20 protein-coding genes and 1 tRNA gene are annotated in these 25,518 nt (G+C 56.5%); 7 read left to right on the forward strand and 14 right to left on the reverse strand.

The features are described from left to right. The first annotated feature begins 142 nt into the window (after window positions 1–142). On the forward strand, window positions 143–1,360 hold the full coding sequence (locus HDF10_RS11115) for a beta-propeller fold lactonase family protein (protein WP_311732735.1): 1,218 nt from the start codon (window positions 143–145) through the stop codon (window positions 1,358–1,360). A 385-nt stretch (window positions 1,361–1,745) separates the two neighbouring features. On the opposite strand, the gene HDF10_RS11120 is transcribed toward HDF10_RS11115, so the two are convergent. The 7 genes from HDF10_RS11120 to HDF10_RS11150 form a co-directional block, all read right to left on the reverse strand. After that, window positions 1,746–3,986 (reverse strand): PP2C family protein-serine/threonine phosphatase, encoded by a 2,241-nt coding sequence (locus HDF10_RS11120; RefSeq protein WP_183813310.1) that lies wholly within the window; start codon window positions 3,984–3,986, stop codon window positions 1,746–1,748. Continuing rightward, window positions 3,970–4,935 (reverse strand): YihY/virulence factor BrkB family protein, encoded by a 966-nt coding sequence (locus tag HDF10_RS11125; protein ID WP_183813312.1) that lies wholly within the window; start codon window positions 4,933–4,935, stop codon window positions 3,970–3,972. Before HDF10_RS11125 ends, HDF10_RS11120 begins: the two co-directional genes overlap by 17 nt. A 42-nt stretch (window positions 4,936–4,977) precedes the next feature. Beyond that, a complete protein-coding gene (gene queG, locus HDF10_RS11130; RefSeq protein WP_183813315.1) occupies window positions 4,978–6,237 on the reverse strand; it encodes a tRNA epoxyqueuosine(34) reductase QueG in 1,260 nt (419 codons plus the stop codon). An 80-nt stretch (window positions 6,238–6,317) separates the two neighbouring features. Continuing rightward, window positions 6,318–7,415, reverse strand: coding sequence for a CDP-glucose 4,6-dehydratase (gene rfbG / locus HDF10_RS11135; RefSeq protein WP_183813317.1), 1,098 nt, complete (start codon window positions 7,413–7,415; stop codon window positions 6,318–6,320). Between the two features lie 76 nt (window positions 7,416–7,491). Then, complete coding sequence (gene rfbF / locus HDF10_RS11140; RefSeq protein ID WP_183813320.1) at window positions 7,492–8,262, reverse strand: glucose-1-phosphate cytidylyltransferase; 771 nt, start codon at window positions 8,260–8,262, stop codon at window positions 7,492–7,494. Between the two features lie 99 nt (window positions 8,263–8,361). Then, window positions 8,362–9,363: a glycosyltransferase family 2 protein gene (locus tag HDF10_RS11145; protein ID WP_183813322.1), complete on the reverse strand. Its 1,002-nt coding sequence runs from the start codon at window positions 9,361–9,363 to the stop codon at window positions 8,362–8,364. A gap of 46 nt (window positions 9,364–9,409) precedes the next feature. Then, entirely contained in the window at window positions 9,410–10,351 is a 942-nt protein-coding gene (locus tag HDF10_RS11150; RefSeq protein WP_183813324.1) for an NAD-dependent epimerase/dehydratase family protein, read from the reverse strand. 392 nt (window positions 10,352–10,743) lie between these two features. Here HDF10_RS11150 and HDF10_RS11155 point away from each other — a divergent pair. Continuing rightward, a tRNA-Ser gene (locus HDF10_RS11155) sits at window positions 10,744–10,835 on the forward strand. 181 nt (window positions 10,836–11,016) lie between these two features. On the opposite strand, the gene HDF10_RS11160 is transcribed toward HDF10_RS11155, so the two are convergent. Beyond that, window positions 11,017–11,247: a toxin-antitoxin system HicB family antitoxin gene (locus tag HDF10_RS11160; RefSeq protein WP_183813326.1), complete on the reverse strand. Its 231-nt coding sequence runs from the start codon at window positions 11,245–11,247 to the stop codon at window positions 11,017–11,019. 577 nt (window positions 11,248–11,824) lie between these two features. Between HDF10_RS11160 and HDF10_RS11165 the strand changes: the two genes are divergently transcribed. From HDF10_RS11165 to HDF10_RS11175, 3 genes are all read left to right on the forward strand, one after another. Beyond that, complete coding sequence (locus HDF10_RS11165; protein WP_260177814.1) at window positions 11,825–15,997, forward strand: beta strand repeat-containing protein; 4,173 nt, start codon at window positions 11,825–11,827, stop codon at window positions 15,995–15,997. 49 nt (window positions 15,998–16,046) lie between these two features. Next, window positions 16,047–17,360, forward strand: coding sequence for an OmpA family protein (locus HDF10_RS11170; protein ID WP_260177815.1), 1,314 nt, complete (start codon window positions 16,047–16,049; stop codon window positions 17,358–17,360). Between the two features lie 94 nt (window positions 17,361–17,454). Further along, window positions 17,455–18,855, forward strand: coding sequence for an HD-GYP domain-containing protein (locus HDF10_RS11175; RefSeq protein WP_183813328.1), 1,401 nt, complete (start codon window positions 17,455–17,457; stop codon window positions 18,853–18,855). Between the two features lie 217 nt (window positions 18,856–19,072). On the opposite strand, the gene HDF10_RS11180 is transcribed toward HDF10_RS11175, so the two are convergent. The 6 genes from HDF10_RS11180 to HDF10_RS11200 form a co-directional block, all read right to left on the reverse strand. Then, a complete protein-coding gene (locus HDF10_RS11180; protein WP_311732736.1) occupies window positions 19,073–19,729 on the reverse strand; it encodes a recombinase family protein in 657 nt (218 codons plus the stop codon). Further along, window positions 19,726–20,157, reverse strand: coding sequence for a DUF2924 domain-containing protein (locus HDF10_RS11185; RefSeq protein ID WP_183813331.1), 432 nt, complete (start codon window positions 20,155–20,157; stop codon window positions 19,726–19,728). Before HDF10_RS11185 ends, HDF10_RS11180 begins: the two co-directional genes overlap by 4 nt. A gap of 354 nt (window positions 20,158–20,511) precedes the next feature. Beyond that, complete coding sequence (locus HDF10_RS20570; protein ID WP_221271629.1) at window positions 20,512–20,721, reverse strand: GMC oxidoreductase; 210 nt, start codon at window positions 20,719–20,721, stop codon at window positions 20,512–20,514. Further along, window positions 20,652–22,121 carry a GMC family oxidoreductase gene (locus HDF10_RS11190; protein ID WP_221271631.1) on the reverse strand — a complete coding sequence of 490 codons (1,470 nt, stop codon included), beginning with the start codon at window positions 22,119–22,121 and terminating at the stop codon, window positions 20,652–20,654. Before HDF10_RS11190 ends, HDF10_RS20570 begins: the two co-directional genes overlap by 70 nt. Window positions 22,122–22,238: 117 nt before the next feature. After that, a complete protein-coding gene (locus HDF10_RS11195) occupies window positions 22,239–23,165 on the reverse strand; it encodes a helix-turn-helix domain-containing protein (RefSeq protein WP_183813333.1) in 927 nt (308 codons plus the stop codon). 485 nt (window positions 23,166–23,650) lie between these two features. Next, window positions 23,651–23,830 (reverse strand): hypothetical protein, encoded by a 180-nt coding sequence (locus HDF10_RS11200; RefSeq protein ID WP_183813335.1) that lies wholly within the window; start codon window positions 23,828–23,830, stop codon window positions 23,651–23,653. Window positions 23,831–24,306: 476 nt separating this feature from the next. On the opposite strand from HDF10_RS11200, the gene HDF10_RS11205 reads away from it, so the two are divergent. Beyond that, on the forward strand, window positions 24,307–24,681 hold the full coding sequence (locus tag HDF10_RS11205) for a BON domain-containing protein (RefSeq protein ID WP_183813337.1): 375 nt from the start codon (window positions 24,307–24,309) through the stop codon (window positions 24,679–24,681). A gap of 57 nt (window positions 24,682–24,738) precedes the next feature. Beyond that, window positions 24,739–25,377, forward strand: coding sequence for a general stress protein (locus tag HDF10_RS11210; protein ID WP_246373366.1), 639 nt, complete (start codon window positions 24,739–24,741; stop codon window positions 25,375–25,377). The last annotated feature ends 141 nt before the right edge of the window (window positions 25,378–25,518 follow it).

Below are 25,518 nucleotides of genomic sequence, written 5' to 3' on the forward strand. Positions count from 1 at the left end.
TGCTGTCAATCGTCCTTCGATAAATCAGCATCGCCAACCTAAACACCAGATGGCATCCAGAAGTTTCGGGGAATAGTGAAAAACTCTTCGCCTATCGCACTTCCCCTTGCCGCCCTTGGAACACCTCGATAGACTCCGAACAGTGCCCACGTCCCACCTTTCTTCCTTTCGTTTCGCCATGCTCGCAGCGTTTGGGCTCCTCAGCCTCTCAGGTTGCCGCAGGAGCAGCTTCCCCGACGTTCCAGCCGGCTATCGAGAGTACGCCTACATCAGCAACGGGGGATCGAATACAGTCACGGTGCTGGATCTCGTCTATCTGCGTCAGGATCGCACGCTCCAGGTCGGCGCGAACCCAACCAATCTGGCTGTCAATCCGGCTCGAAATGAGATCTACGTCGCCAACGCTCAGTCCGGTACCATCTCCGTGATCGACGCCGAGGCGAATCGTGTCGTTGCGGCTATTTCGGTCCACCGCCAACCGTACTTCATCGCTGTCGACCCCACTGGACACAGGGCCTACGTCGCCAACTACGGTTCCAACAGCGTCAGTATCGTTGATCTCGATCATCGACGCGAAGTCTCCGTCGCGGGTGCCGGCGAGCAACCCGTCCAGGCGCACCTCTCGCCTGATGGCCGCACCCTTGTAGTCACGAATCATGGCAGCGGCAGCGTGTCTCTCTTCGATGTGATTCCCTACGACTCCGCCAAGCCGTCGTCTGGATCGGCCATACATCTTCGTTCGACATCTTCCGGCTGTCCGGGCGCGGCGGACACTGTCATTTTGCCCGACTCCTCGAAGGCATTCGTGGCCTGCTCCGCGGGGCATCAGGTGATGGCGGTTGGTCTTGCGGCAGCGCCTGGATCGTGGGCTGCAAAACAAAATCCATCTCTTACAACGGACCATATGCTGGCCTTGCTTGATGTCGGGAAGACCCCTGTTCATCTTGCAATGAAGCCGGATGGCGGGGAGATCTTCGTTTCGAATTTTGACTCGGACAGCTTCTCCGAGATTGCTACTTGGACCAATGAGGTTGGGGGAACTTACGCGATTGGAAACAGGCCGGTTCGCGGGATTGTGAGCCGTGACAACAGCATGCTGTGGGTGGCGAATCAGGGGGCTGATTCTATTGGGCTTTACAGCATCGATGATGGCAAGCTGGCTGGTAGTGTTCGCACGGGTTCGGGGCCGGGTGCGCTGGCGTTTTCGGAGGATGAGCACATTTTGCTGGCGGCAGATACGCATTCAGGCGATGTTGCGGTGATTCGGACGGCGGGAAAGCAGGGACCGGCGCTCTTTACCATTCTTCCCGCTGGAATCTCTCCCAACTCGATTGCGATTAAAGCGATCCAGGGAAAATAGAAACTTCGAGAAAAAAGTTTGGCGTGGTGGTCGGCTGGATTTCTGTCGTTTTCGTGGGTTTTTGAGGAGTGTTTTGGAAAAAATGCGTGTTTGATCGTGGTTTTTTGATGGTGTGAGCGTGGTGAAATGCGTGGTGGAGATGGTGTTCTGACATCGTGTTTTTCGTCGCTGAAAAATACGCCACGTTTCTCAACTTTATTTTTTGGGTGCTTCTAAAAGATTTCAGGAGGGCGGGCGTTCGCACGCCTTTTTAAAGCTTCGCGTGATCCTCCCGTTGGTCGGAATCATCTTCCTCGCGACCAACGGGAGCGCCAGGCGAAGCGGTATACATGTCACGAAGTGACCGCTGCCCGCGCAGGGCGCCCGTCCGGCAGGACAGCGTCTTTCAGGTCTTGCGGGCCAGTACCAGGGTGATGTCGTCGGGTTGCTCTTCGGCGCCGATCCAGGCGTCGAGCGCCAGCATCACCTGGCCGGAGATAACGTGCAGCGGCTGATCCCGGTAGCGTGCAACGACCTCCATCATCCGCTCTTCGCCAAACTCGCCGAAGTCGTTCTCCGGCTCCGTCACGCCGTCGGAGTAGGCGACCATGATGTCTCCCGGCTTCATGTGAAAGCGATCTTCCTCGTATTGCATCCCGTCCATGAGCCCCACCACAGTACCTCCCTTGTCGAGCCGGCGAATGTGACCGTCGCGGCCGAGGACCAGAGGCGGAAGCTGACCGGCGTTGGAGTAGGTCATCATGGCGGTGGCGACGTCGTAGTGAGCGAGAAACAGGGTTGCGTACTTCTCCGGCTGCGTGCTGCGGTAGAGGTGCCGATTGAGGAGCGAGAGGATGCGTCCCGGCGATTGGAATAGCTCGTCGCAGTCTCCGCCACGGCCTTCCCTGCTGGCCATGAGCCCGGCCACACTGGACTCGCTGTAGACGAGCTCCTCGCTGGCGAAGCGATAGGCCCGAACGGCGGAGTGGAGAGTTGCCATGAGCAGCGCCGCGGAGATTCCCTTGCCGCTGATGTCGCCGATGGCGATGCCGACTCCGGTCTCGCGGCGGTCCACCATGCCGGCATGGGCTTCTTCGTGGAAGACGAGGAAGTCGTAGTAGTCGCCGCTGACCGAGCGTGCAGGGCGACAGACTCCATGCAGATCGAGCGTTGCGAGTCCCTGCGCGTGCAGTGGGAAGAGGTTGGCCTGCACCTCCTGCGCGATCGAGATCTCGTTCTGCAGGCGCTCTTTCTCCTTCTGTTCTTCAAGGAGGCGCTTCAGTGATCCTGACATGGTGTTGAAGGATCGGCTTAGTTCGGCCAGCTGATCGTTACTTTTTACCCCGATGCGGTAGTTTAGATCCCCATCCTCGATGTGCTCTGTTGCGGTATAGAGATCGGCCACCGAGGAGGTGATGGAACGGCTGAGACCGATTGCCATCCACAGCGCCAGAAGCTCAATGAGCGCGAAGACCACGCAGAGCAGGGTGATGGCGATGCGCAGAACGCTGGTGACAATACCGCCGAGCGAGGAGCCGAACAACTGGTTGTAGAGCAGAGACGGCCGCGACGAGACGGCAATGAGAATGTTGTCTCGCTCTCCGGTGTCCCATTCCGTAATCGGTTCGGTCGAGGTGAAGCTTACGCGTGCGTCAGCGAAGTTGACGGCCGGCGGCTCCGTACCCCCAACGATCCAGTTCGATCCGCTGTTGATGCCGTCTGTCCCGACTGCGAATCTCACCTTCTGATTCGATTGTTGAGCAGGTGCGTTGGTGGCGCCGGGATTCTCCTTGCCGATCTCATTGGCCGCTCTTCCGGCACGCTGGGGCAGCAAGCTTGCCTGTCCCAGGCCCTCTGAGGCCAGCTTCAGAAAGGCGCTGTCGACCGGCAGGCTCGACATCAGGGTGAAGATGCGTCCGTCGTCCCACTTTTTCTGGTGAAGGGCGACAAGGTAAAGGTCCCGACCGTCAAGAACCAGTCCTGAAAACCCACCACCCTGCAGCTCCGTCGCCCAGGGGGGGAGACCGAACGGAGCTTTCCCGCGATATTTTGGGCCGAGGTCGAGTTGAGCGCCGTTCATAAAGGCGCGTATCTCGCGATGCAGCCTCATGCGGGGCATATCGAGACGAGCTACCTCTCCGGCCCGCTCGATGATCTCGATCTGATCGCGAATCTGCTCCGCCGAATCCTTGGGGCGTTCGGCGACGAGCGCAGTGGTCAGGTCGGCGCGGTGGCCACTCTCGTTTCTCATCTGGACTAACTCGGCCTGTAGCCGGGAGTCGGTGAGGTGGATGGCGAACTGTCCTGCGGCGACATAGGCCAGCACAGCAACCAGGGTGAGGAACAGGACAACCGGTGCGAGACCGATGAGGAGATAGGTGAGCACCAGTTTGTTGCGAAGGCTCCAGAGCAGATGCTTTCGCACCAGCTGCCAGATGAGGGGGATGACTACCGAGACCAGCGCGATACCGACAAAGAACTGCAGCACTCCCAGAAACGTCCCGAATCCGCCTGGGATCCAGCGACGGACGAATAGCACGCAGAACCACAGTCCAAGCCACGCTGCGGCGCCGGCAAGACCTGTCGGCAGCCGTTCTCTCAGCAGGCTAAGAACGCGCGGCCCGGTAGGGCTATTCGGGTCTTGCATCGTTTGCCGCCTCCAGTTCCGCCTGCCGTGCCAGCTTTAGGGTATGTCTTGTTGCTGAAAAATGTGCTCCTGCCAGCAAGAGCAGGCCGGAGAGAAACGCCCACATCATCAACCCTACTGAAATATAAAATGGACCGTATACGGACTGAAAATCAAGCCAGGGGAGAGCCTTGATATAGAGGTACTTCGCCATCTGCCAGAGCAGGCCGATGACGATGGCCGTAGGCAGAACCGCTCGAGCGGGTATTTTTCTGTAAGGCAATACCCAATAGATTAGAAAGAACATCAGGATGCTCGCAAGCCCTGCGCAGAGCTTGAGGAAACCGAAAGAGACAAAGTGAAAGACGACGTTTTCTGTATGGCCGAAGAAGACCCAGGCCAGGATGGTCTGCTGGCTCGCCGTGGAGGCGACCGAGGCCATCGCGAGGAAGCCGACCGCAAAGGCCAGCCCAAGGGATACGGCCTGATTGTGGAGGTAGCTTCGATTCTGGCGAACTCCCCAAACCCTGTTCAGCGCAACCTCGAGCGGAAGAAAGACGCCAGTGGAGGTGATGAGCAACATGACCAGCGAAAAGAGCTGCGTTCCCTTGTGGGGGTGGGCCAGCAGCTGCATGTTGCGCATGACGAAGTCCTGGCCGACGGGAAGGAGATTCTTCATCATGTCGCCGACGATGGCCTCCATCGAGCGCGAGTGAAAGACGCTGCGGCAGAGGGTTAACAGCAGCACGATGAAGGGGAAGAGCGAGAGGATCACGTTGGCGGCTACGCTGAAGGCGTAGGTATGGACCTCTGTGCGGGCCATGTAGCGGGCCAGGGCGATGATCTGCGCCGACAGGCCGTATTCGCGAACGACGGGCGCGACGTCCTCGATCGGCTTCGGCGGCAGATCCGGCTGGTCGGTCTTCGAAGACGCGGGAGCGGCGGGTTTGTCGGGAAGAATTGACGGCATAGGAGAGTTCGATGCAAGATTCGGCGAGCGGCGACCGGCGATTCACTCCGATGCTAGCAGAGGGTGTCCGTTTTTGGTGGTCGCCGGTGTTGGCTTAAGAGAGCTGGCGGGTTGGAGCGGTCTTGAGGTTGTGGTGAGGCTGTCGTGAGACGTCGCGAGGCTGTGGATGCGTGCTATGGCCCATTGCGACGACTCGGCTAGCACGGAATCTTCGGACGCGCTCCATTGCTCGAGTTGGGGGAGGAACTGCGTGTCGCCGCTGTTTCCCATGGCGATGGCGACATTGCGATGCAGGCGCTTGAGGCGGGTTCGCTCGAGGGGAGAGCCCTTGAACCATCGCTTGAAGGCTGCGGAGTCCATCTCGGCGAGCCAGGTGAGGGACGGGTTGATCAACTGTCTTCGCGCGAGCATACCATCGCTTTGGGAGGTGGGAGAGCGGCGGTTCCAGGGGCAGACGTCCTGGCAGATATCGCAGCCGAAGACCTGGCGGCCCATCGGTTCGCGTAGCTCTTCGGCGATAACGCCTTTTTTTTCGATGGTGAGATAAGCGATACAGAGTGAGGCGTCCATCTCACGCGGTGCGACCAGCGCGTTAGTGGGGCAGGCGTCGAGGCAGCGGGTGCAGCTTCCGCAGCGGTCCGCAGAGGCTTCGAGTTCGAACGCGGACGATACCGGGATCGACGTGACGATGACGCCGATCAGAAGCCAGGAGCCAAGCTTCTGATCGAGGATGCAGGTGTTCTTGCCGACCCAGCCGATGCCTGCCTTTGCGGCTGCGGAGCGCTCCACCAGGGGGCCGGTGTCGACGTAGCAGCGAGTCTGGCAGGCGAACCGCTCGTGGAGTTGGGATTCGATTTTTTTGAGGCGGCTTAGTAACTCGTCGTGATAGTCGGTGGGGGCGAGTTCGTCGGGGTTTGCGGGATCGGTGCGGCCGCTCCAGGCATAGCGGGCGATCCATCCGGTGTTGGGTGGGGATGAGTCGATGGAGAGTGGGGCGGGGGCGTTGTAGTTCAGCGCGCAGACGATGACCGAACGCGCCCAGGGAATGGCGACCTGCACATCGCTTCGGAGCAGGACGCCGTGCTCGTCGCGACGCTTGAGGTAGTCCATCTCGCCTGCTCGGCCTGCATCGATCCAGGCTTCGAATCGGTGCGCGTCGAGTGAATTTGCGTTGGGAGGGACGGAGGCAGAGGCTACTGGCGCTACTCCTGCGGTGTCGAAGCCGGAGTGCGTGGCTAACTCACGCAGCCATTGTTTGAGGTCGGAGGTCCATGCTGCGGCGGGTTGTGCTGTCTGCTCCATGAGGCTCTTTATCCCCGCAATGAAGCGTCTTCTTTATCACCTTCAGGATAAATTGCTGAGAGATACGCTTTCCATCGAAGCTAAAATTTCGGCGGGGCTGCAAGGATTGTCTCGTACTGATTGATCTGGTCGAAGGTGTAAGCCTGCATGTCCGCGCCGGTCTCGTGCGCCTTGTACCAGCGGACTAGCCAATCGAGCGCGTCGGCAAGATGCAGGTGCGGCGTCCAGGCCAGGTCTGCGCGGGCTCGGCTTGCATCGAGTTTGAGATAGCCGGCTTCGTGCACGCTGGGGTCTTCGTCGAGAACCCACGAGGCGCCGTCGCCCCAGGTCCTGGTCATGCGCTCTGCAATCCAACCTACGGGGCGCGCGTCGTCGTCTGCCGGGCCGAAGTTGTAGGCTGTTGCGTACTTCGCGGGGTCTGCGGAGAGCAGCTTTTCGGCGAGGCTCAGATAGCCGTGGAGCGGCTCAAGCACATGCTGCCAGGGACGTATCGCGTGCGGGCGGCGAATGGGCACGGGCTTGCCGGAGAGAAAACCTCGGACGAGGTCGGGGAGCAAGCGGTCGAGCGACCAGTCGCCTCCGCCGATGACGTTGCCGGCGCGTGCGGTGGCGATGGCTACCCGGTGGTCGGCGATCTTGTCGACCGGGAAGTAAGACTGACGGAAGGCGGCTGAGACGATCTCGGCGCAGGCCTTCGAGCTGGAGTAGGGATCGTAGCCACCGAGGGGATCAGTCTCGCGATAGCCCCACACCCACTCTTTGTTCTCGTAGCATTTGTCGGTCGTGACCGAGACTACGGCGCGAACCGACGGCGTACGGCGAACCGAGTCCAGCACACGCGCTGTGCCGATTACGTTCGTCTCGTAGGTGGTGATGGGATCGTCGTAGGAGAGACGCACCAGGGGCTGGGCGGCGAGATGAAAGACGACCTCTGGCGCGAAGCTCTTCATGGAGCTCTCTAGATGGGCCGCGTCGCGGATGTCACCGCGGATGTCTTCCACTCTGCTGCCTATGCGGGCGGCGTCGAAGAGGCTGGGTGTCGTGCAGGGGTCGAGCGAATAGCCTCGAACCTCTGCACCCAGACGAGAGAGCCACAGAGCGAGCCATCCACCTTTGAAACCGGTATGCCCGGTGAGGAAGACGCGCCTTCCGGCCCAGAACTTCGCATCGTGCGACATGAACCTCCGCCTCTCTTGTTTCTAAATCCGTAGACCGAGTGCGCTCGATGATGATTCACATCGCGGCGCGAGCGATCTACCAGGTCTTCCAGGGTGCTTTGCCTGTCTGCCAAAGCTCTTCCAGATGCTGCTTTTCGCGCAGAGTATCCATCGCCTGCCAGAAGCCGCGGTGGAAGAAGGCATGAACCTCCCCTTTGTTCACAAGCGTCTCGATGGGCTCCCGCTCGAACATCTGCGAATCATCGGTGACGGCATCTATTGCTGACGGTTCGAGGACGAAGAAGCCGCCGTTGATCCAGCCTCCCTCGTCGGACGGCTTCTCCTGGAAGGAGTAGATCTGCGTGTTGTTGAGTCCCAGTGCGCCGAAGCGGGCGATGGGCTGAACGCTGGTGAGCGTGACGGCCTTCCGGTGCTGTTTGTGAAATGCAATCGATGCGGTGATATCGACATCTGCGACGCCGTCACCATAGGTCATGCAGAAGGGTTCGCCCGGATCGAGGTACTGCTTCACGCGACGAAGGCGGCCACCCGTTCCAGTCAGCTCGCCTGTATCGACCAGCGTGACGCGCCAGGGTTCGGCGACGGAGTTGTGGACCTGCATCTTGTTCAACTGCATGTCGAAGGTGACGTCGGACATGTGGAGAAAGTAGTTCGCGAAGAACTCCTTGATCACGTAGCCCTTGTATCCGCAACAGATGATGAAGTCGTTGATGCCATGCTGGGAGTAGATCTTGAGAATGTGCCAGAGCATCGGCAGTCCACCGATCTCCACCATCGGCTTGGGTCGAAGCGTGGTCTCCTCCGACAGTCGTGTTCCAAGTCCACCCGCGAGGATGACTGCTTTCATGCTTTGATTTCCTTTTGCCCGGACGTGCTGCGAGCGTTAGCGTTCGTGACCAAGTATCTATGTTGTATCTCCGTTTCGCCAAGTAACGTCTAATTCCCTCTAATTGCCCGACAAGCTATTTGTAACCGTGGACGTCAAGGACAGGTTGTCCCCTTCCGCTACTCCGGCTACATCTTCAATGATCGTGAGTGGTTGCTTCTTCAGTTGTTGATACATACGGCCAAGATATTCGCCGATGATGCCGAGAAGCATCGCATTGATGCTAATCGATGCCAGGCTGAGAGCGGCCAGTGTGGCAAAACCTGCCGGCCATTGCGAGCGGAAGATCAGCTTTGCCGAGGTGTAGCCGATGATCGAGATCAACGTGATCACCGAGATGATAAGTCCGAAGTAGGTGGAGAGACGAAGCGGCACCACCGAATGATTCAGGATTCCATCCAGCGCGAGCGACACCAGCTTTGAAAACGGGAATTTACTCTCTCCGCGGAGCCTGGCATTGCGGCTGTACGGGATTCCAACCTGCTTGAAGCCCATGGTGGCGATGGTGCCGCGCAAGTAAGGTTGAGCGTCTTCGAAGCTCTTGAGGAGGTCGATGATCCGCCGGCTGATCAGGCGAAAGTCGCCCGCGTCGACGGGAATCTTCTCTTCACTGAGTCGATCGATCAGACGATAGAAGATGACTCTTTGCAGATTGAGAAGCCAGGACTCCTGCCGTTTGATGCGGACGCCATAGACGACATCCGCTCCCTGCTGCCACTCCTGCAAGAAAGTCGCGATCAACTCGGGAGGATCCTGAAGGTCAACGTCAAGCTGAATCGCTGCGTCGCCACCCGCGCGTGTGTAACCGGTCATGATCGAGCGCTGGAATCCGAAGTTTCTCGAGAACCGATAGGCATGGACCCGGCTATCTCGCGCGGCGAGATCCCGCAGAAGGGGAAAGGTCTGATCGGAGCTGTGATTGTCGGTGAAGACAAATTCGAACCGGTATAAGTCCTCTAGTTTTTCTGTCTCTGCGCACACGGCATCGTAGAAAGGAAGGATGTTCGCCTCCTCGTTGAAGACAGGCACTACGATTGAAATAAGCGGCTTTACTGGGGTCAAAGAGGCTCTCTTCCTGCTCTCTACTTTAGTGTGGTTTCAGCTAAAGTCAACCATCACGAACGGACTCCCAGGTTTTGGTGAGGCCCTCTTCTAGTGAGAGGGCTGGCCGCCAGTTGAGAGCGGAAAAAGTTCTCTCGACAATCGGTTCGTAGGAAAAGATCTCGCCTGTCTTATACGGAAGGGCGCCGTAGCGAATGAGCCCGTGGCGCCCTGTGATGTGCTCGATCCGTTCCAGGCAATCTCTCACCGTAACCACCTCACCGGAGGCCAGGTTGAAGGAACGACCCTCGATGCCCTCTCTTACAAGAGCGCTGACAACGCCCTTTGCTACATCCTCTACGTGGATAAAGTCGCGTGTCTGCCTGCCTTCGGTGACGGCAACCTCTTTTCCGTCGAAGAGAGATTGCAGCACCTGCGGGATGAGCATGCGCGGAGCCTGGAAGGGACCATAGACGACGGATGGCCTGAGAACCACGACGGGAAGCTGAAAGGCGCGATGAAACATCCTGGCATAGGCTGTGATCGCCGCCTTGCTGGCGCCGTAGGGCGAGGCGGGATCCGATGCGGTGTTCTCATCGAAGGGTCCGGTGACGGGACCGAACTCCTCTCCCGAGCCGAGGAGGATAAGCCGCTTCACCTGCGTCTCCGCGCAGGCCGTCATGAGATCGAGCGAGGGAAGAAGATTCGTCTCGAGCGTACTTCGAACCGCTGCGGCGCTGCGGTCTGTCGTTACTGCTGCGTGAAGATGGACTACGTAGTCGGGCTTCGCGGATTGAACTGATTCTGCCAGCTTTTCCGGGCGGTCGAACCAGAGCGTTTCGATGGATCTGGCTGGGTGTTCGGGACGACGAGCGGTGCGGCTGCGGTCGACGACGGCAATGACGGTAGCGTCGGCTCTCTGAAGCTGGTCGACAACATAGCCGCCGAGGAAGCCGGTTGCCCCGGTAACGACGACTCTCTTCCCGGAGAGGTCTTCCCTTCTCAACATCTGCCTCCGCTGACTATAGCTTCGAAGATTTCTACTACTTCCCAATACAGATTCATTTGCATCTTGCTCGCACCATCCATGCTCGCACCATATTAGATGAACCGAGGTTGTGCGCCAGAGCACGCAGTGTGGGATCGACGGGGCAAGACGGCATTGCACCAGACCCACCTTTGCCGGTAGACTTGTCCTAGCTGGGCAGGATCTCCGAATCATCTGAGAGATGCCCGGTTATAGATCACTATCGATGGATGTGCACTCTTCGCAGCCCCTGGCTAGTATTGAGGCTGCCGTCGAGAGGTTAGTTACAGTTCCTCAGACTGCAATTAACACCACACTGGCATCTCTGCTTTGGCCATGCCAAAGACAAGGTCCAGGGTGATTGACAAAAGTGCGGAGAGTTGGCAGAGCCCGGTTGAATGCACCTGACTCGAAATCAGACATAGGCGTAAGTCTATCGGGGGTTCGAATCCCTCACTCTCCGCCATTCAATCTCAGTATGTCTGTTATCCGCCAACACTGTGGCAAAAAACTCTCGAGAATCCCCAAATTGGATGGGTGCTGCCGTAGGTTCGATTACGCTTCATCTGGTGGCTCATGCCCACATCCATGCGTGTGCTGCCGCAACTGAGCGACTCCGTCGAACACCAGCATCGACGACTAGTGCGTCAAGTCAGTTTCTCTGGACGCAGATCAGTTCGAGTCAGCGTTTTCTTAGGTGCCGCCTGCTCCTTGTTCAAGACTGCTTGCTCCATCCTGCTTATTTTCTCTGCAATTGCCAAACTGATGAAGTGATTAAGAGAGATGCCTTCGAGGTGCGCAAGATCGTTGGCTTGCTCGCGAATAGATGGAGAGAGGCGGAGCGGGAAGCTTTGGTGTCGTTTGTACTCTTGGGTCATTCTGCCGCTCCCGTCGTGCTGCTCAACAGACGTTGCAACTTGAGCACCAATACTGATCCGAGAGGCGCTAAATAGCAATACCTTAAATAGGTTACCTTTCAATTCGTGGTAACCGCGCTCGCAATTATTTGGTTGCTTGAGCGTTTGAATTGTCAGTTACTCGATGTTTGTGGGTTGCGACACTCCCCTAAAGCAGGTCAATAAGAAAGTTTGTTTTCCGCGAAAAGCGAAAGAAATAGCCGCTTTTGATATCAAACGATGGATTAATCGCAAAATCCCCAATCCAAAGTCACGGTACCTCCCTATACAAGATGACTGCAAAATTTTGCGGTTACTTTTGGAACTTTTGTGTTCTCGATTCGGCCTTGGAGGAACTATGTTGCAGCTGCCCCGTAAGCCCTGGTTTGAACGCGATGAAATGACTTCCTGTCTCCGATTGCTGTTGTCTTCAAACTCCCCAGCCGTAACTCCTCTGAGATTTCAATTGTCGCCCCCTGTCGCCAATCCCATGCTTGAGACGCCAAAAGAAACTTCACCGAGTTTCGTTCGTTACTACCGAAATCAAAAGGAGTTTTCCATGCTGAGCAAATCTATGTCGTCTTTGAATGTGGATCGCGTTGCAACGCTGAACGAGGGTCGCGCGGGAAGATCCGTTGTGGAGAATGTCATTCGCGTGAGTGCGGCACTGCTGTTTTTTCTCACGATTTGCCTGGCATTTACCGGATGTGGCTCAGGTGGCTACCCCGGAGGTGGCGTCGTCAGTTTATCGACTTCCGCAATCACCCTAGATGCCGGTCAGTCCTTCATGGTCAACTCAAAGCTCACCGGGACCCCGATTGTTACCTGGGGGCTATCGAGCGCTGCCTGCACCTCGAGTGCGTGCGGATCGCTCTCAAGCACGACTGGAGCTTCGGTCGTTTATACGGCCCCTGCCAACATCACTTCACAAATGAAACTGACTCTGACGGCAGGAGTTACAGGCACAAAAAATTCCAGCATCGTAAGCATCACAGTCAATCCTGATCCCACAATTTCCGGCGCGCCTCCAGTTGGGACCGTAGGCAGCCTTTATACCACCACACTAACCGCTGCCGGCGGCACGGGCGCGCTGGCATGGAGCATGGCTGGCGGTTCCCTTCCTGCCGGTCTCAGCTTTAATACCGCAACAGGCGTGATATCCGGTACTCCCACAGTCGCAGGTACCTCTGCCTTCATGGTTCAGATTACTGATTCGAGCGACGTCCCAGACACAGTGAGCGCGCAAGAAACGATTGTGATCTCGACGGGTTCAGGTACCGGGCAATCTGGGCCGTTAACCGTTATCGGCGGAAATCCTCCTGCCGGAACAGTAGGAACACCCTATACGACCACCCTTGCAGCGTCGGGTGGAACCTCACCTTACTCGTGGAGCATTATCTCCGGCACGCTTCCTACCGGTCTCGCCCTCGCTTCCACAACAGGCGTTATCTCTGGAACGCCAACAACGCAGGGAACATCGGCCTTCACTGCTCAAGCTCTGGATGCAGCCCGGACTAAAGCAAGCGCACCTTTCAGCATCCTCATCAATCCCCAGACGCCTCTTTCATTGACCATTACAAGTCTGCCTGGCGGAACGGTGGGTGTTCCCTACACGGGTACCATCGGGGCAACCGGCGGAACGCCGCCTTACACCTGCGCAATCACAGCGGGCACCCTGCCGGCAGGCCTCACGCTCAACGGCTGCGCAGTTAGCGGCACGCCAACGAGCCCTGGAACAACCACGATCACCGTAAAGATAACGGACTCAGGCAATCCAGTTGAGACTGCTACAGGCCCGGTCACCATCACCATTTCGCCCGCGCCTCTTACGTTGACGTTCTCATCGCTGCCAAACGCAACTGTTGGCGTTCCCTACACGGCAACGATCGGGGTGGCTGGCGGTACGGCTCCTTACTCCTGCAATGTCACAGTGGGAATATTGCCAGCGGGACTTTCCTTCTCGGGCTGCGTGGTCAGCGGCACGCCAACGGTTGCTGGCACCGCAAACCTCACGGTCAAGGCGACGGACTCGAGTAGTCCTGTCGAGACGACTACCGGACCGGAGAGCCTTACGGTTCTGCCTGCCCCGCTTTCGTTGACGCTGTCATCGTTATCCGATGCGACTGTTGGCGTTCCTTACACGGCGACGATCGGGGTGGCTGGCGGTACGGCTCCTTACTCCTGCAATGTCACAGCGGGAATATTGCCAGCGGGACTTTCGATCTCGGGCTGCGTGGTCAGCGGCACGCCAACGGTTGCTGGCACCGCAAACCTCACGGTCAAGGCGACGGACTCGAGCACTACCACAGAGACAGTTACGGGGCCGGTCAGTCTGACGGTCTTGCCCGCCAGCGTAACCTTAACTCTCTCTTCGCTACCGAACGGGACGGTCGGAACACCGTACAACGCGACAATCGGTGTAACCGGAGGGACTGGACCATACACCTGTGTGATCGCTGCAGGACTCCCTGCCGGACTCACAGCTGCTAACTGTGTCATAACCGGAACCCCAACCACTGCGGGACCAGCGACCGTTACCGTGAGAGTTACTGACTCAAGTAGTCCTGCGAATACCACCACAGGACCGGTGTCCCTGACGATTACTGCGGCCATTGCAACCTTGACTCTAACGTCGCCACCAAATGCGACGGTTCAGACGCCTTACAGCGGATCAATCGGCGTTAGCGGAGGAACTGGCCCATACACCTGCACCATCATGGCCGGCACGCTTCCTGTCGGACTGACTGCGACGAACTGCCTTATCACTGGAACGCCAACGACTGCAGGCACAGCAAACCTTACAGTCAAGGCTACCGATTCAAGCAACCCCGTTTCAACAACCACCGGGCCGGTCACCCTGACTGTCTCGCCCATCTCACCGCTAAGCCTGACAGGATCTCTTCCAAACGCAATCCTCGGTGTGCCTTATACGCAGACTCTGACTGCCACAGGAGGAATCACTCCGTACAGCTATCAAATCAGTGCCGGAAGCCTGCCTCCCGGACTCACTCTCGCCACCGATGGAACCATCAGTGGAACACCGACTGCACCTGGAGCAAGCAGCTTCACAGTGAAGGTCACTGACACCGAGGCCACTCCGCAAACTGCAACCTTGCCGCTTGTGTTACTGGTGGTCTACCCCACAACTCCGAACGATGCGGAACTGACTGGCCCTTACGCCTATCTCTTCCAAGGTTACGACGACGTACTCCTCGGCGTTCTGGCCTATCAGACGGCGACAGTCGGCAGTTTCACTGCAGATGGAACTGGCGTTATCGGTAATGGTGAGTTGGACGCCAACCATCAAGCTTCGAATCCGACCGGAAACACGATCAGCAGCAACGAGTTCCTCGGCACCTACACAATCGGTACCGATAACCGCGGCATGATGACGATCACCAACTTGAATGCAGATGGCACGACGGCCGGAACCTCCACATACGCGATCGCGGTGAAGGCGCCTGTATCTCCGTCCACTATCTCCGCAGAGGCGGACATGATCGAGTATGACAACGCTAATCTGGCTGGTACCCGTGGTTCGGGTACGATGCTGGCCCAACAACCAACGGCCTTTACAGCTGGCCTTAATGGCAAGTACGTCTTCGGACTCTCCGGCGACGCACCCTGCTTGCCCGCCTGTACCGCAGGCCTTATCGCAGGCCCTGCAGCGGCTGTCGGCCAATTCACAACCTCTGGTTCGAGCATCGTGGGTACGGGCGACTCCAATAATGGAGCGACAAACTACCATACAGAGGTTCTAGGCGGCAGCTTCACAACTGCTGATGCAAACGGCAGACTGGCTCTGACGATGACCACGGAGAATACTCCGACCGGCTATCCCTCGGACTATGCAGTCTACCTGGTGAACGCAAACCGGTCGTTTGTGATTTCAACCGACAAACACTCCAGCTTCATCCTCCTTGCTGGTTCAACGCAACTCCAGACGCAAAGCACCTTCAGCAATGCGTCAATGAACGGGCCATTCATCGGGTACGAAAACTCCGCAACCAATCCTGGCTTGGTAACTGGACTGGTTCTGGAGAACGTACTCAACCTCTCCACCGCAACGATCTTCCGAGGAACGGCAACGGCTGACGGAAACTGCCAAATTACCAACGTAGATCTTGGTGGGACAACCGCGCTGGTCAATACCCTCACGGGGCTGCTGCCCGGCCTCACTGGGTTGCTCGGCGGCCTGCTTAGCTCCGATGCGACAACCGGACCGATCACCTGTGCTGTTGCTTCTTATGGACGCGGGACGCTGCAATATCCCGTACCCACCTTGCTAGGCATACCCACCGGACCTGCACCTGCTCCGCGTGTTTTCTATCTCAGCTCACCGGCTCACGGGTACTTCCTGGAATCTGGTTATGCCGGGCTAGGCAACATTGAAGCGCAGACTGGAGCTCCCTTCACGACGGCCACCTTCGATGGAACGTTCGTGTACGGAACCACAGCGGCTGCTTCTTTGGCAAGCGTCAACGCCTCCGGTTTCATCGTTGCCAACGGGACAGGGAGTGCCACTTCCACCGTCGATGAAAATGTCGGCGTCGGAAACATCAATCTGCTCAGCCTCGGTGTAACCAGCACGAGGTCTTACACCCTTACCGATGCGACGGCGGGCCGATTCACCTACGGCACGGATGTCATCTACGCGATTACGCCAACCAGGTTCGTTCTGGTTGACACGAACCCGCTGACGACCTCGCCCTCCATCACGCTGCTGTACTAGTTCACCAAATCCCAACACCGGGGCGTAAAGCCCCGGAAAGGAGATTCAAATGTTGCGTTCTCTCAATCTCGCTTTGGTCTTCGTTATGGTTGGAGTCTCTGCTGCCATCGGGCAGCAGAGGCCCGACGACCCGGCATTCTTTGTTCCCCGTTACTCTGTCTCTCTCGGCTTCAACCATATGAACGCAAACGCACCTCCCGGACAATCTGATTACTTCGGCTTGAATGGGGGATACGTCTCCGGCGATTTCTACTTTTCCCATTGGCTTAGCGTCGAGGGCGAGTTTACTGGGGGGCACGCTAACGACATCAGCCTGCTGGGACAGGATCTCACCCTCACCACCTTCCAGGCCGGGCCCAAGGTGTCACTGACAGGCCATCGTTTTGTACCCTATGGCCAGATCCTCTTCGGCGGCGCTCACGGAAGCGGCTCTTATTTCCCGACATCAACCTCGTTCACCACCAGCGCAACCAGCTTTGCGTTCTCTCCCGGCGGCGGCGTCGATATCAACCTCACCCATCGCATCGCCATTCGCGCCGTCGATGCCAACTATTTAAGAACTTCCCTGCCAAACGGTTCCACCAATACGCAGAACCACCTCATGATTGGTGCCGGCATCGTCATCAAGTTCGGCGAACAGGACTCACCTTCAACTCCCGTTCACATGGTGGATCACCGACCCAGGGAAATTACTTTCACCTGCGATGCCAATGCTGCCACCGTCGACGCAGGACAACCCCTGCAGATCACAGGTCACGCAGAAACCGAACCGGAATACCTCAACGTCAACTACACTTGGGCATCCAGCGGAGGTGCCATAGTAGGGTCTGGCCCGCGAGTCTCCGTCAACACCGCGGGTTTGGCCGACGGCACCTATCATGTCACTGGGCACGCCTCTTTGGCCTCCAGCTTTTCGACCAAAGCCGACTGCGATGCGGACTTTAGTGTCACCTCGCACGCCGGTTCACTTGGGCATGACTCTAACGATGCTGATCCAATTGCACGGGCTAAAAGAGAAGCTATCTTCCACGAAAATGTTCAGGACGCTCTCTTCGACTACGACAGCGCCGACATCCGGGCCGATGCGCAGACCGCTATCGAACATGCCGCGAAGTATCTGCAAGACAATCCATCAATTCGTGTCCTGGTTGGGGGGTACGCGGATGAACGCGGCTCGGCCGAATACAACCTAGCGCTCGGGGAAGAACGCGCCAACGCCGCGCGGAACGCTCTAATCGCAGCAGGCGTTGATGCCGATCGAATTCAAGTTATCAGCTTCGGAAAGGAGGCGCAGATATGCACGGCTGAAACTGAGAGTTGCTGGCAGCAAAATCGCCGAGCAGCTTTCCAAATGCATCCCTGACGGCTAGCATGGCCGTTCGAGATGACGAGTGGGGCGTCCGCAGCCAGTGGACGCCCCCTTCACACCTGTTACCACTCGATCCACGGAGACCTTCATGAGTAGCTCACTCTCAAACGTTGCAACTTCTTCTTATGAGGGCGCACTACATAATCCGAACTCGTTGCCTTTTTCAGCACTGATTCCCGCTCTCTCGTTCGTCTTGGACTTGACCGAAGGACATCCGATGGGACATGTTCTTCGCTCTTGCATGATAGGCATGCGTATAGGAGAACGGGCTGGTTTGTCTCAAGAGATGCTCTCTCATCTCTATTCGGCAATTTTGTTCAAGGATGTTGGCTGTAAGGGCAACTCTTCACGCACGTTGGACAAGATGGCTCCGAATCGGAATTCATCTTTGATCGCTAAAACACTATCGGACAATATCGACTCAAATTCGGAAAATACAAGGACCAGCAAGCATACGCGGACCTCTTCCTTGTGCTGTGGCTGGGCTCAGACGCTTCCGCAAAGTTCGAACATTCTTTCTAGCTGCAGCACCGCTGAGTCTTTTGATACGGCCGCTAGTCTTCCTTGTGAGCGTGCCGCTCGTATCGCTAGAGATTTAGGCTTGCCGTTCGAGGTCTGCGAAGCGATCTACCAATCCGATGAACGCTGGGACGACGTGGAATCAATTCAGGGGGTACAGGGCGAAGAGATATCGTTGCTTGCTCGCATCATCAAAATCGCTCAGACACTGGACATTGCTGCGGAGCGATACGGCCCCGTAACCGCTATCGATCTCGTAGCCAGACGCTGCAGTAGGTGGTTTGGTGACGGGTTGCTCACAGTCTCAGACGTACTGCACGACCACTGCGAGCTGTGGAGTGATCTGCAATCGCCAGAGATCTTGTCTCACGTGATTAATCTTGCTCCCGAAGGCTACCGACAGTGTCCCAATATATTTTTGGTGGACAATATCTGCCTCGCGTTCGCAGAGGTGGTGGACGCTAAGTCTCCTTTCACCTTTACTCACTCTACCGGTGTTGCCAGGATAGCGGTCTCTATTGCTAAGGTGATGGGTCTGGATTCGCGCGATACCAAACTGCTGGAGCGCGCAGCTTTACTCCACGACATTGGAAAGCTCGGCGTACCAAATGTCATACTAGAAAAGCCCGGCAAACTCACAACTTGGGAATGGCACTATATCTATAAACATCCTCAATACACAAAAGAGATTCTCGATAAAATTCCGGGATTTGAAGAAATCGCGGAAGTAGCAGCAGCACATCACGAAAAACTCGATGGCTCAGGTTACCCGCGAGGACTGCAGGGTCCACAGTTACCGCTTCTCGCGCGGATATTGACCGTTGCGGACATCTACGATGCTCTTTCATCCTCACGGCCTTATCGACAGAAACTCCAATGTGAGGAGGTTCTCACCCTAATGCAGGATGATGCACCGCTAACTCTTGATCAATCCTGCATGGAAGCGTTGACGATGGCAATGAGACAGTGAGTCCATCATGAATTTGAAACCGATGACCTCTTTCCAGTGGACGTCAGGGCAAACTCGCTCGGCCACAAATCCGCACGGTTTCAGAGCCCGAATCTGCCCACCTGGTAGGGCAGTATTGCTGTCTTCCCCACTCCGCCGGTTCCCGGTAGCACGTTCAGTGGCGTCGAATCGGAAGATCCCCTCGCATTGAATTAGGCGAACCACCGCAGAGATAATGCTACAGATGAATACCGCTGAGCGCCCTTGTCGTCGCCTGCGGTGCGCTGACGACAAGCCGAGGTCTTGGTAGTTGTCGTATCTTAGTGAGTGCAGTGGGGAAAATGCACTCACCGAAAGAGCGCGACCGCCGCAATTTCCTCAGGACGACCCATCGACCAGCGGTTGCGAGAGAAGTACCCTTGCGTTTCGATGCAGCGATTTTGTCGCGGATACGTTCCCCCGTGACTTCACGCTCAAACTGCGCGAAGGACAGGAGCACATTCAAGGTCAGTCTGCCCATGGAGGTTGTAGTGTTGAACTGCTGGGTTACCGACACAAAGCTAATCCCCTGCTTGTCGAATTGTTCGACGATCTTAGCGAAGTCGGCCAGAGAACGTGTGAGCCGGTCAACCTTATAGACCACCACATTATCGACTCGTTTCGCCGCGATATCGTCCAGAAGTTTCTTGAGCCCCGGACGTTCCATGTTGCCACCAGAGAACCCGCCGTCGTCGTAACGGTTAGCGACGACATGCCAGCCCTCATGGCGTTGGCTCAAAATGTAGGCTTCGCACGCCTCTCGTTGGGCGTCGAGGGAGTTGAAGGACTGCTCCAGCCCTTCTTCAGAGGATTTGCGAGTGTAGACGGCGCAACGGATGCGCGTCGCATGAGTCACGGTTTGCGAACTCCGAAGAAAAGTGGCCCGGACCACCGAGTCCCGGTAATCTCGCGTGCGATCCTGGACAAGCTCGAGTACCGCTGTCCACGATATTCGTAACCATTCCCGAGGGCGATGACCTCGTGCGTTTCACCGTGCCATAAGCGGAGGAGCCTCGCTCCGCTTTGAGGTGAGGAGTCAGCTTTCTCTTGTGACGGCCCTTCCCCTTTCAAAGTCAAGGCAATTTCCCGTAACCGTCTCCGCGCCGTATGCGACAAGCCCCCGAACTCTTTTTCCTGGATCCGGTAGGCCAAAAGAGCGACCATCAACTCCTTACGGAGTTTTGGGGGCGGATCATAGCTGAAGTTCTCTGCCCAAGTTGCAAGTAATTGGGCTCTATCTAGGGTGGGTAGGACCTCAATTCGTGCCGAAAGTGTTCCGCGCATTACTCTCCATATGGGCTGAAGAATCAGCCGTGTGGACAGTGACGCTCTGGTCGGGCGGACAGTCAAGTCCAATCACGCCTCTGTCGTGAATAAGCACTCACGTAGATGCGGCTTGCTCCGCCGACTGCGATCAGGCCTCTAACGGTCTGGCCGTCACTCAATAAGTGCATTGGCGTGTTATCGCCAATCCAAATTCATAGTCGCCATAACCAACTTTTCGAGAAATTAGATAATGAATTCGTGTTGCGTTGCCATAAGAACTTCGCGCAGTATCTCACTTCTTTGATCATTACAGCTGGGGTTGCCCCCGGATCTTCAACCCCAGCGGAAGCGGCTGCGCCGCATGTCGTGTCGTCAATATGACGATGCCGAATCACACAACACAAGGTCTAAGTTATGTTCCTCTTGCAACATGCTGGCGGCTCGCTCGCCGACGATGACACAAGGTGCCATTGTGTTTCCGGTCGTCACGCGCGGCAGAATAGAGGCGTCCGCTATACGAAGACCTTCGATACCATGAACCCTAAGCTTATTGTCGACCACTGACATATCATCTCGGCCCATCTTCGCCGTGCCCGATTGATGCCAAAAGTAACGAGACCATTGCGGATATATTCTTCACGTGCTGGGCCGGTCAGGTTCGCCGGAGCGTGCTCGCGTTTCGTGTAAGGACGAAGGGCAGCAGCATTACCAATTTCACGAGCGCGTTGCACCCCAAGAATCAGATCCTCGAGATCTCTTGGGTTGGACAGATAGTTGGCTTCGACTTTCACCTGGTCAGAAGCTTTCGCGCCTGTGAGATGAATCGAGCCTCTACTCCTTGGCCGCATTCCCATAAAAAGTGTCCAAGCGGCTTCGGGAGGTGGATACTTGGCCGCGTTCTCGGGTGTGAGGAACGGGATGCCGATTCCATAGGTATAGAAATTCGGCGCGTCCAAGGACGGGTCTGTTTTCCAGAAGGCCACGGCAGCACTTCTCGCTTGCTGTGGCAGAGGTGCGTCGGTTGCTTCCCATACAAGGCCAAGCGCGACGTGATCATGCAGTTTGCGCCCAACGCCGGGTAGGTGTTGCTTTACGGTGATCCCAAACTTACCAAGCTCGGCCTTATCGCCGATACCAGACTGCATGAGCAGCTTCGGTGTTTGAATGGCGCCCTGAGAGAGCACAATCTCCAAACTGGCTTTGGCTTGGCGAAGCTGTCCTTTGTACTCAAACTCGATCCCGGTCGCGCGACTGCCGTCCAGGACAATGCGAGTTGCCAGGGCACCCGTCAGCACGGTTAGGTTGGACTGTTGCAGCCGAGGATAGACATAGGAACGGTAGGCGGACTGCCGTTTCCCGTCGTTGACAATGTTGTCCACGACAGCGCACCCTCCATCCTCCTTCATCATCTGACCACCGGAGTTTTGAAATCGCTTCAGGCCGGAGGAATCTGCAGCATCGAGCACTGCGAGAGAAAAGGAGTCCGGATCATTCACGGGCTGCACATGCATCGCTCCGCCTACACCGTAAAATGCTGGGTCAGGAGTACCGGTCCAATCTTCCACTCGACTCCGATAGAGTTTGAGGATAGAGTCATAACCCCAGTTTCGATCACCAGCCTCGGTAGCGTACATGTCCCAGTCCGCCTGGTGTCCTCTGGACCAAGTGCCAACATTTATGCTGGATCCGCCGCCTACGACCTTCCCCATTGAGTAAACAATCGAACGCCCGTTCAGGTTAGGATTTGGTTCAGTGACGAAGCTCCAATCGAGCTCACCACCTAGATTCATTGGCCAGCGATCGGTGTCCAGCACCTGATCGGTCTCGTCGCTTCCGCCCGCCTCAAGAAGGAGGACACTGATCTCTGGATTTGCGGCTAGCCTTCCAGCAACCACTGAGCCGGACGATCCGGCGCCGCAGACGATGAAGTCGTACTGATCTTTAAGTTCCGAGTTGTGTGAAGCTGTGCTCGTATGGCTCATATTCTCACCTTCGTGATCGCAGGCGCGATCTACTAAGGCGAGTATGGCTGATGAATGGAGTAGTTTCTTTCAGCAAAGAATCATGCTTACAGCAGAAGATCACTGAATTACACACTGTTACTTTTGAGTTTTGCCTTGTCCGCGCCGGTATTCACTTGGCGGCAGACCGAACCTCGCGTGAAAAGCAGTGCTGAGGTGAGCATGGCTGGAAAATCCACAAGCCGCAGCTATGTCGATCAATGGAAGGGATTGAGCGACAAGAAGGTCTCGGGCTTTTTGCAATCGAAGCTCGCTGAGATAGCGGTGAGGTGTTTGTCCAGTAGTTGCTTTGAATGTACGCAAAAAATGGGCACGACTGTAGCCGCTTTCCGCAGCCAGCGTTGACAGGTCTAAGTCAGTGCCGAGGTCGACACGCATGCGATCGATGATGCGTCGGAGTACACGATTAGGCAGCAGATATGCTGCTGTTTTGAGAGCAAAGTTCTTTACACGTGACGCAAACATCAGACGGGTGGCAAGGGCAATCGTCAACGAATCCGTGTAGAGGGTTCCGTACCGGCCTCCAGCATTGGATTCGTTATGAAGGAGGCGGAGGAGATTTCTGAGATCGGGATCGCCCGTTCCGTGGTGGTCTTGCGAAGGTTCACTGGGCCGTGCATCAAGTTCTTCTTCCATGCCGGTCATAAACTCTGGTTCTAAAGCAGCAACTATCACTTCATGACTGGAGCGATTGCGGATGGCTGGTCTGAGACCTGGCTGGCAGGTCGTTATGGTATCTGGATACTTCTTGTATGCAGAAAAGCGGCCACCTCGAGAGGCAGTTTCACCTTCGGCAACATGACCTTCCCAAAGGATGAGGAAGTGCCTGCCCATGGCAAGTTCCGGAAATTCACTGGGCACAATGGTGCGTCGCTCTACTGCAAAGTTCTTCCATCCCAACTCGACGCTGGACGGCTGTCGCAAAATGGATTCACTTAGGAACCGTGCTATATCCGGGCTGGCTGGCGTAACGATGCGATCCTTTGCTCTGCCTTTACTGGACATAGCGATCCTCCCACTTTGTACAAATAGTTGTTGCCGCTTGCCTAATGAAACGTCGCCGAGACAAATCAACGATATACACAATATGAGATGACTGATAAGCAGGAGCGAATGCAACCTGCTTGGAGCGCGGGGTCACCTCCGCGCGCCCTTTGGTGTCGAAAGACAAGTTCTGGCAGTGCGAATGTGGACTTGGAGGTTCTTATCGATCGATGCTGGAGTTGTAAGTGTGAATCTCGACGAGCGATAAATCTCCAATGCGCTCATCGAGCGTGGCTGTTGCCTCAATGAGTGTATGGGCATGTTGCCGTTGTCTGAAGGACGAGAGCCCGCTTTCGCCGCCCCCGCTGTTCATTCACGAACGCTAATTCGTTCCATCAAGTTGAGTGAAAGAACACTTTGGCTCTCTAATTGCCCGTCATTCCATACATATCCGCCGTAACCCGGAGCACAACATGGCCGCCCTGCTGCGGGATCTGCGATTCGCTTTACGCCAACTGCGCAAGTCTCCCGGCTTCACCATCGCCGCGTTTGTCACGCTGGCACTCGCCATTGGAGCCAACGCCCTTGTCTTTGGAGTATTGAATTCGCTGATTCTGCGCCCGCTGAATGTGCCTCAGACAGAGGGACTTTTCGTCATCCAGCACGGGAGCGACGGCGGGTGGCACTCCTTCCCGCGATCCGCTTGTCCTGGTCAGTGTCGTTCTGACGATGCTGCTGCTGGGACTGGTAGCTACATGGATCCCTACCCAACGCGCACTCGGAGTCGATCCTCTGATCTTGCTGCGGGAGGAGTGACTCACTTTCGCATCCAAGTTGCAGCATACCGGGCATCTCGGCCCATAGACCATTCCGTATGGGACCGTAGAAAACTGCGTTCCGCATCTTCATTTGATGCCAATCGTGTCTCATCCTATGAGAGAGTCTCACTGAATTTAAGCTGAAGATCGTACCTCCGCTGCGGTGCATCAAGTGGTGTGAGATTGGCTCAAGGCAGGATTTTTTGTCGCTGTGTGTTCTCTTTGTAATAACCCCGATCAAAGACAACTCTCTTCCATCTACTCCCGTCACACCACTGACTGCACTTCGGGATGCAAGATGTGTAAACCCGGCAGCTCAGGCGCTCTGTCCGCCGAAAGGTCTCATGAAACACTTGAGTAGAATTTCCCCCGCTACCGCGGCAATGGCGCTCCTTTGTGCTTTTGCACCGGTCTCACTTGCGAGCGCTCAGCAAACCGCGCCCGATAACTCACAACAGAATAAAAACCAGAGCCAGAACGCTGACAACCAATCAAATTCGACCGCCGATCGCATGACCACGGCGAAGATCCGGAAAGCGATCATCGCGGACAAAACGCTCTCAATGTATGCCCACAACGTGAAGATCATCACGCTCGACGGCCAGGTCACCCTGAAAGGGCCAGTCAAATCGGAGGAGGAGAAGCAGCAGGTTGCTTCCGACGTATCTGCGCTGATCTCAGCAGATAAGCTCACGAATCAGCTCACTGTTAAACAGTAGGCTTCGCACCCAAGTCCACTCATCATCAACGCTTCAAAAGTTTCAAAGGAGTTACACATGTCAAGTAAACACGTTGCAGTTTTTGGTATTTACAAAACCCCCGCTACCGCAGAGGCTGCTGTAGATCACCTCCTGTCCAAGGGATTCACCAACGAATCGATCTCTGTTCTTCTCCCAGATGATGACAGCACGCGCGCCTTTGCTCACGAAAAGAGCACAAAAGCTCCCGAAGGCACTGCGACTGGTGTGACAACGGGGGGCGTCATTGGTGGGACCCTTGGCTTGCTAGCAGGGATAGGCGCCCTAGCTATCCCCGGTGTTGGTCCGCTCATCGCAGCGGGTCCGATCATGGGTGCGCTTGCGGGCCTTGGGGTCGGCGGAGCAGTTGGTGGCATCGTCGGAGCTCTTGTTGGTCTTGGCATCCCGGAATATGAAGCAAAACGCTACGAAGGCGCAGTTAAGGACGGAGGATCACTTCTTTCGGTTCACTGTGACACTTCGGAACAGATCGACGCCGCTAAAGCTGCGCTCAAAGAAACTGGGGCCCAGGACGTTGCGTCTGCCAACGAAGCGGGCAACGAAGATACTAAAGGTGGTCGCGGAACTTTCGGAAATATATCCGAAGGACATCACGTATCAGATGATCGCATTGAAGATGCGACCGAAGTCGAGGAAAAAGTAGGAACACGCGTCTAGCTACTACGAGTAGAAAAGGGGCCGGTCTCATAGAGACCGGCCCCTTTTCCTTGCTCACTGAGGTCTGGATCGTCGAGGTGGGCCAACGTTCCACCGAACATAGACCCGATGATATCGCGAGTCCCTCTCACAACTAAACGA

This window comes from Tunturiibacter empetritectus (assembly GCF_014201375.1).
Taxonomy (GTDB): Bacteria; Acidobacteriota; Terriglobia; order Terriglobales; family Acidobacteriaceae; genus Edaphobacter; species Edaphobacter lichenicola_D.

What these genes read in the sequence shown, in the direction of transcription:
- HDF10_RS11120 (WP_183813310.1), bottom strand. Translation starts at nt 3,986, where the DNA reads ATGCAAGACCCGAATAGCCCTACCGGGCCGCGCGTTCTTAGCCTGCTG.
- HDF10_RS11190 (WP_221271631.1), bottom strand. Translation starts at nt 22,121, where the DNA reads ATGAGCCATACGAGCACAGCTTCACACAACTCGGAACTTAAAGATCAG.
- HDF10_RS11150 (WP_183813324.1), bottom strand. Translation starts at nt 10,351, where the DNA reads ATGTTGAGAAGGGAAGACCTCTCCGGGAAGAGAGTCGTCGTTACCGGG.
- queG (WP_183813315.1), bottom strand. Translation starts at nt 6,237, where the DNA reads ATGGAGCAGACAGCACAACCCGCCGCAGCATGGACCTCCGACCTCAAA.
- HDF10_RS11160 (WP_183813326.1), bottom strand. Translation starts at nt 11,247, where the DNA reads ATGACCCAAGAGTACAAACGACACCAAAGCTTCCCGCTCCGCCTCTCT.
- HDF10_RS11195 (WP_183813333.1), bottom strand. Translation starts at nt 23,165, where the DNA reads ATGTCCAGTAAAGGCAGAGCAAAGGATCGCATCGTTACGCCAGCCAGC.
- HDF10_RS11185 (WP_183813331.1), bottom strand. Translation starts at nt 20,157, where the DNA reads ATGCGCGGAACACTTTCGGCACGAATTGAGGTCCTACCCACCCTAGAT.
- HDF10_RS11210 (WP_246373366.1), top strand. Translation starts at nt 24,739, where the DNA reads ATGTCAAGTAAACACGTTGCAGTTTTTGGTATTTACAAAACCCCCGCT.
- HDF10_RS11165 (WP_260177814.1), top strand. Translation starts at nt 11,825, where the DNA reads ATGCTGAGCAAATCTATGTCGTCTTTGAATGTGGATCGCGTTGCAACG.
- HDF10_RS20570 (WP_221271629.1), bottom strand. Translation starts at nt 20,721, where the DNA reads ATGGGCCGAGATGATATGTCAGTGGTCGACAATAAGCTTAGGGTTCAT.
- rfbF (WP_183813320.1), bottom strand. Translation starts at nt 8,262, where the DNA reads ATGAAAGCAGTCATCCTCGCGGGTGGACTTGGAACACGACTGTCGGAG.
- rfbG (WP_183813317.1), bottom strand. Translation starts at nt 7,415, where the DNA reads ATGTCGCACGATGCGAAGTTCTGGGCCGGAAGGCGCGTCTTCCTCACC.
- HDF10_RS11125 (WP_183813312.1), bottom strand. Translation starts at nt 4,935, where the DNA reads ATGCCGTCAATTCTTCCCGACAAACCCGCCGCTCCCGCGTCTTCGAAG.
- HDF10_RS11205 (WP_183813337.1), top strand. Translation starts at nt 24,307, where the DNA reads ATGAAACACTTGAGTAGAATTTCCCCCGCTACCGCGGCAATGGCGCTC.
- HDF10_RS11170 (WP_260177815.1), top strand. Translation starts at nt 16,047, where the DNA reads ATGTTGCGTTCTCTCAATCTCGCTTTGGTCTTCGTTATGGTTGGAGTC.
- HDF10_RS11175 (WP_183813328.1), top strand. Translation starts at nt 17,455, where the DNA reads ATGAGTAGCTCACTCTCAAACGTTGCAACTTCTTCTTATGAGGGCGCA.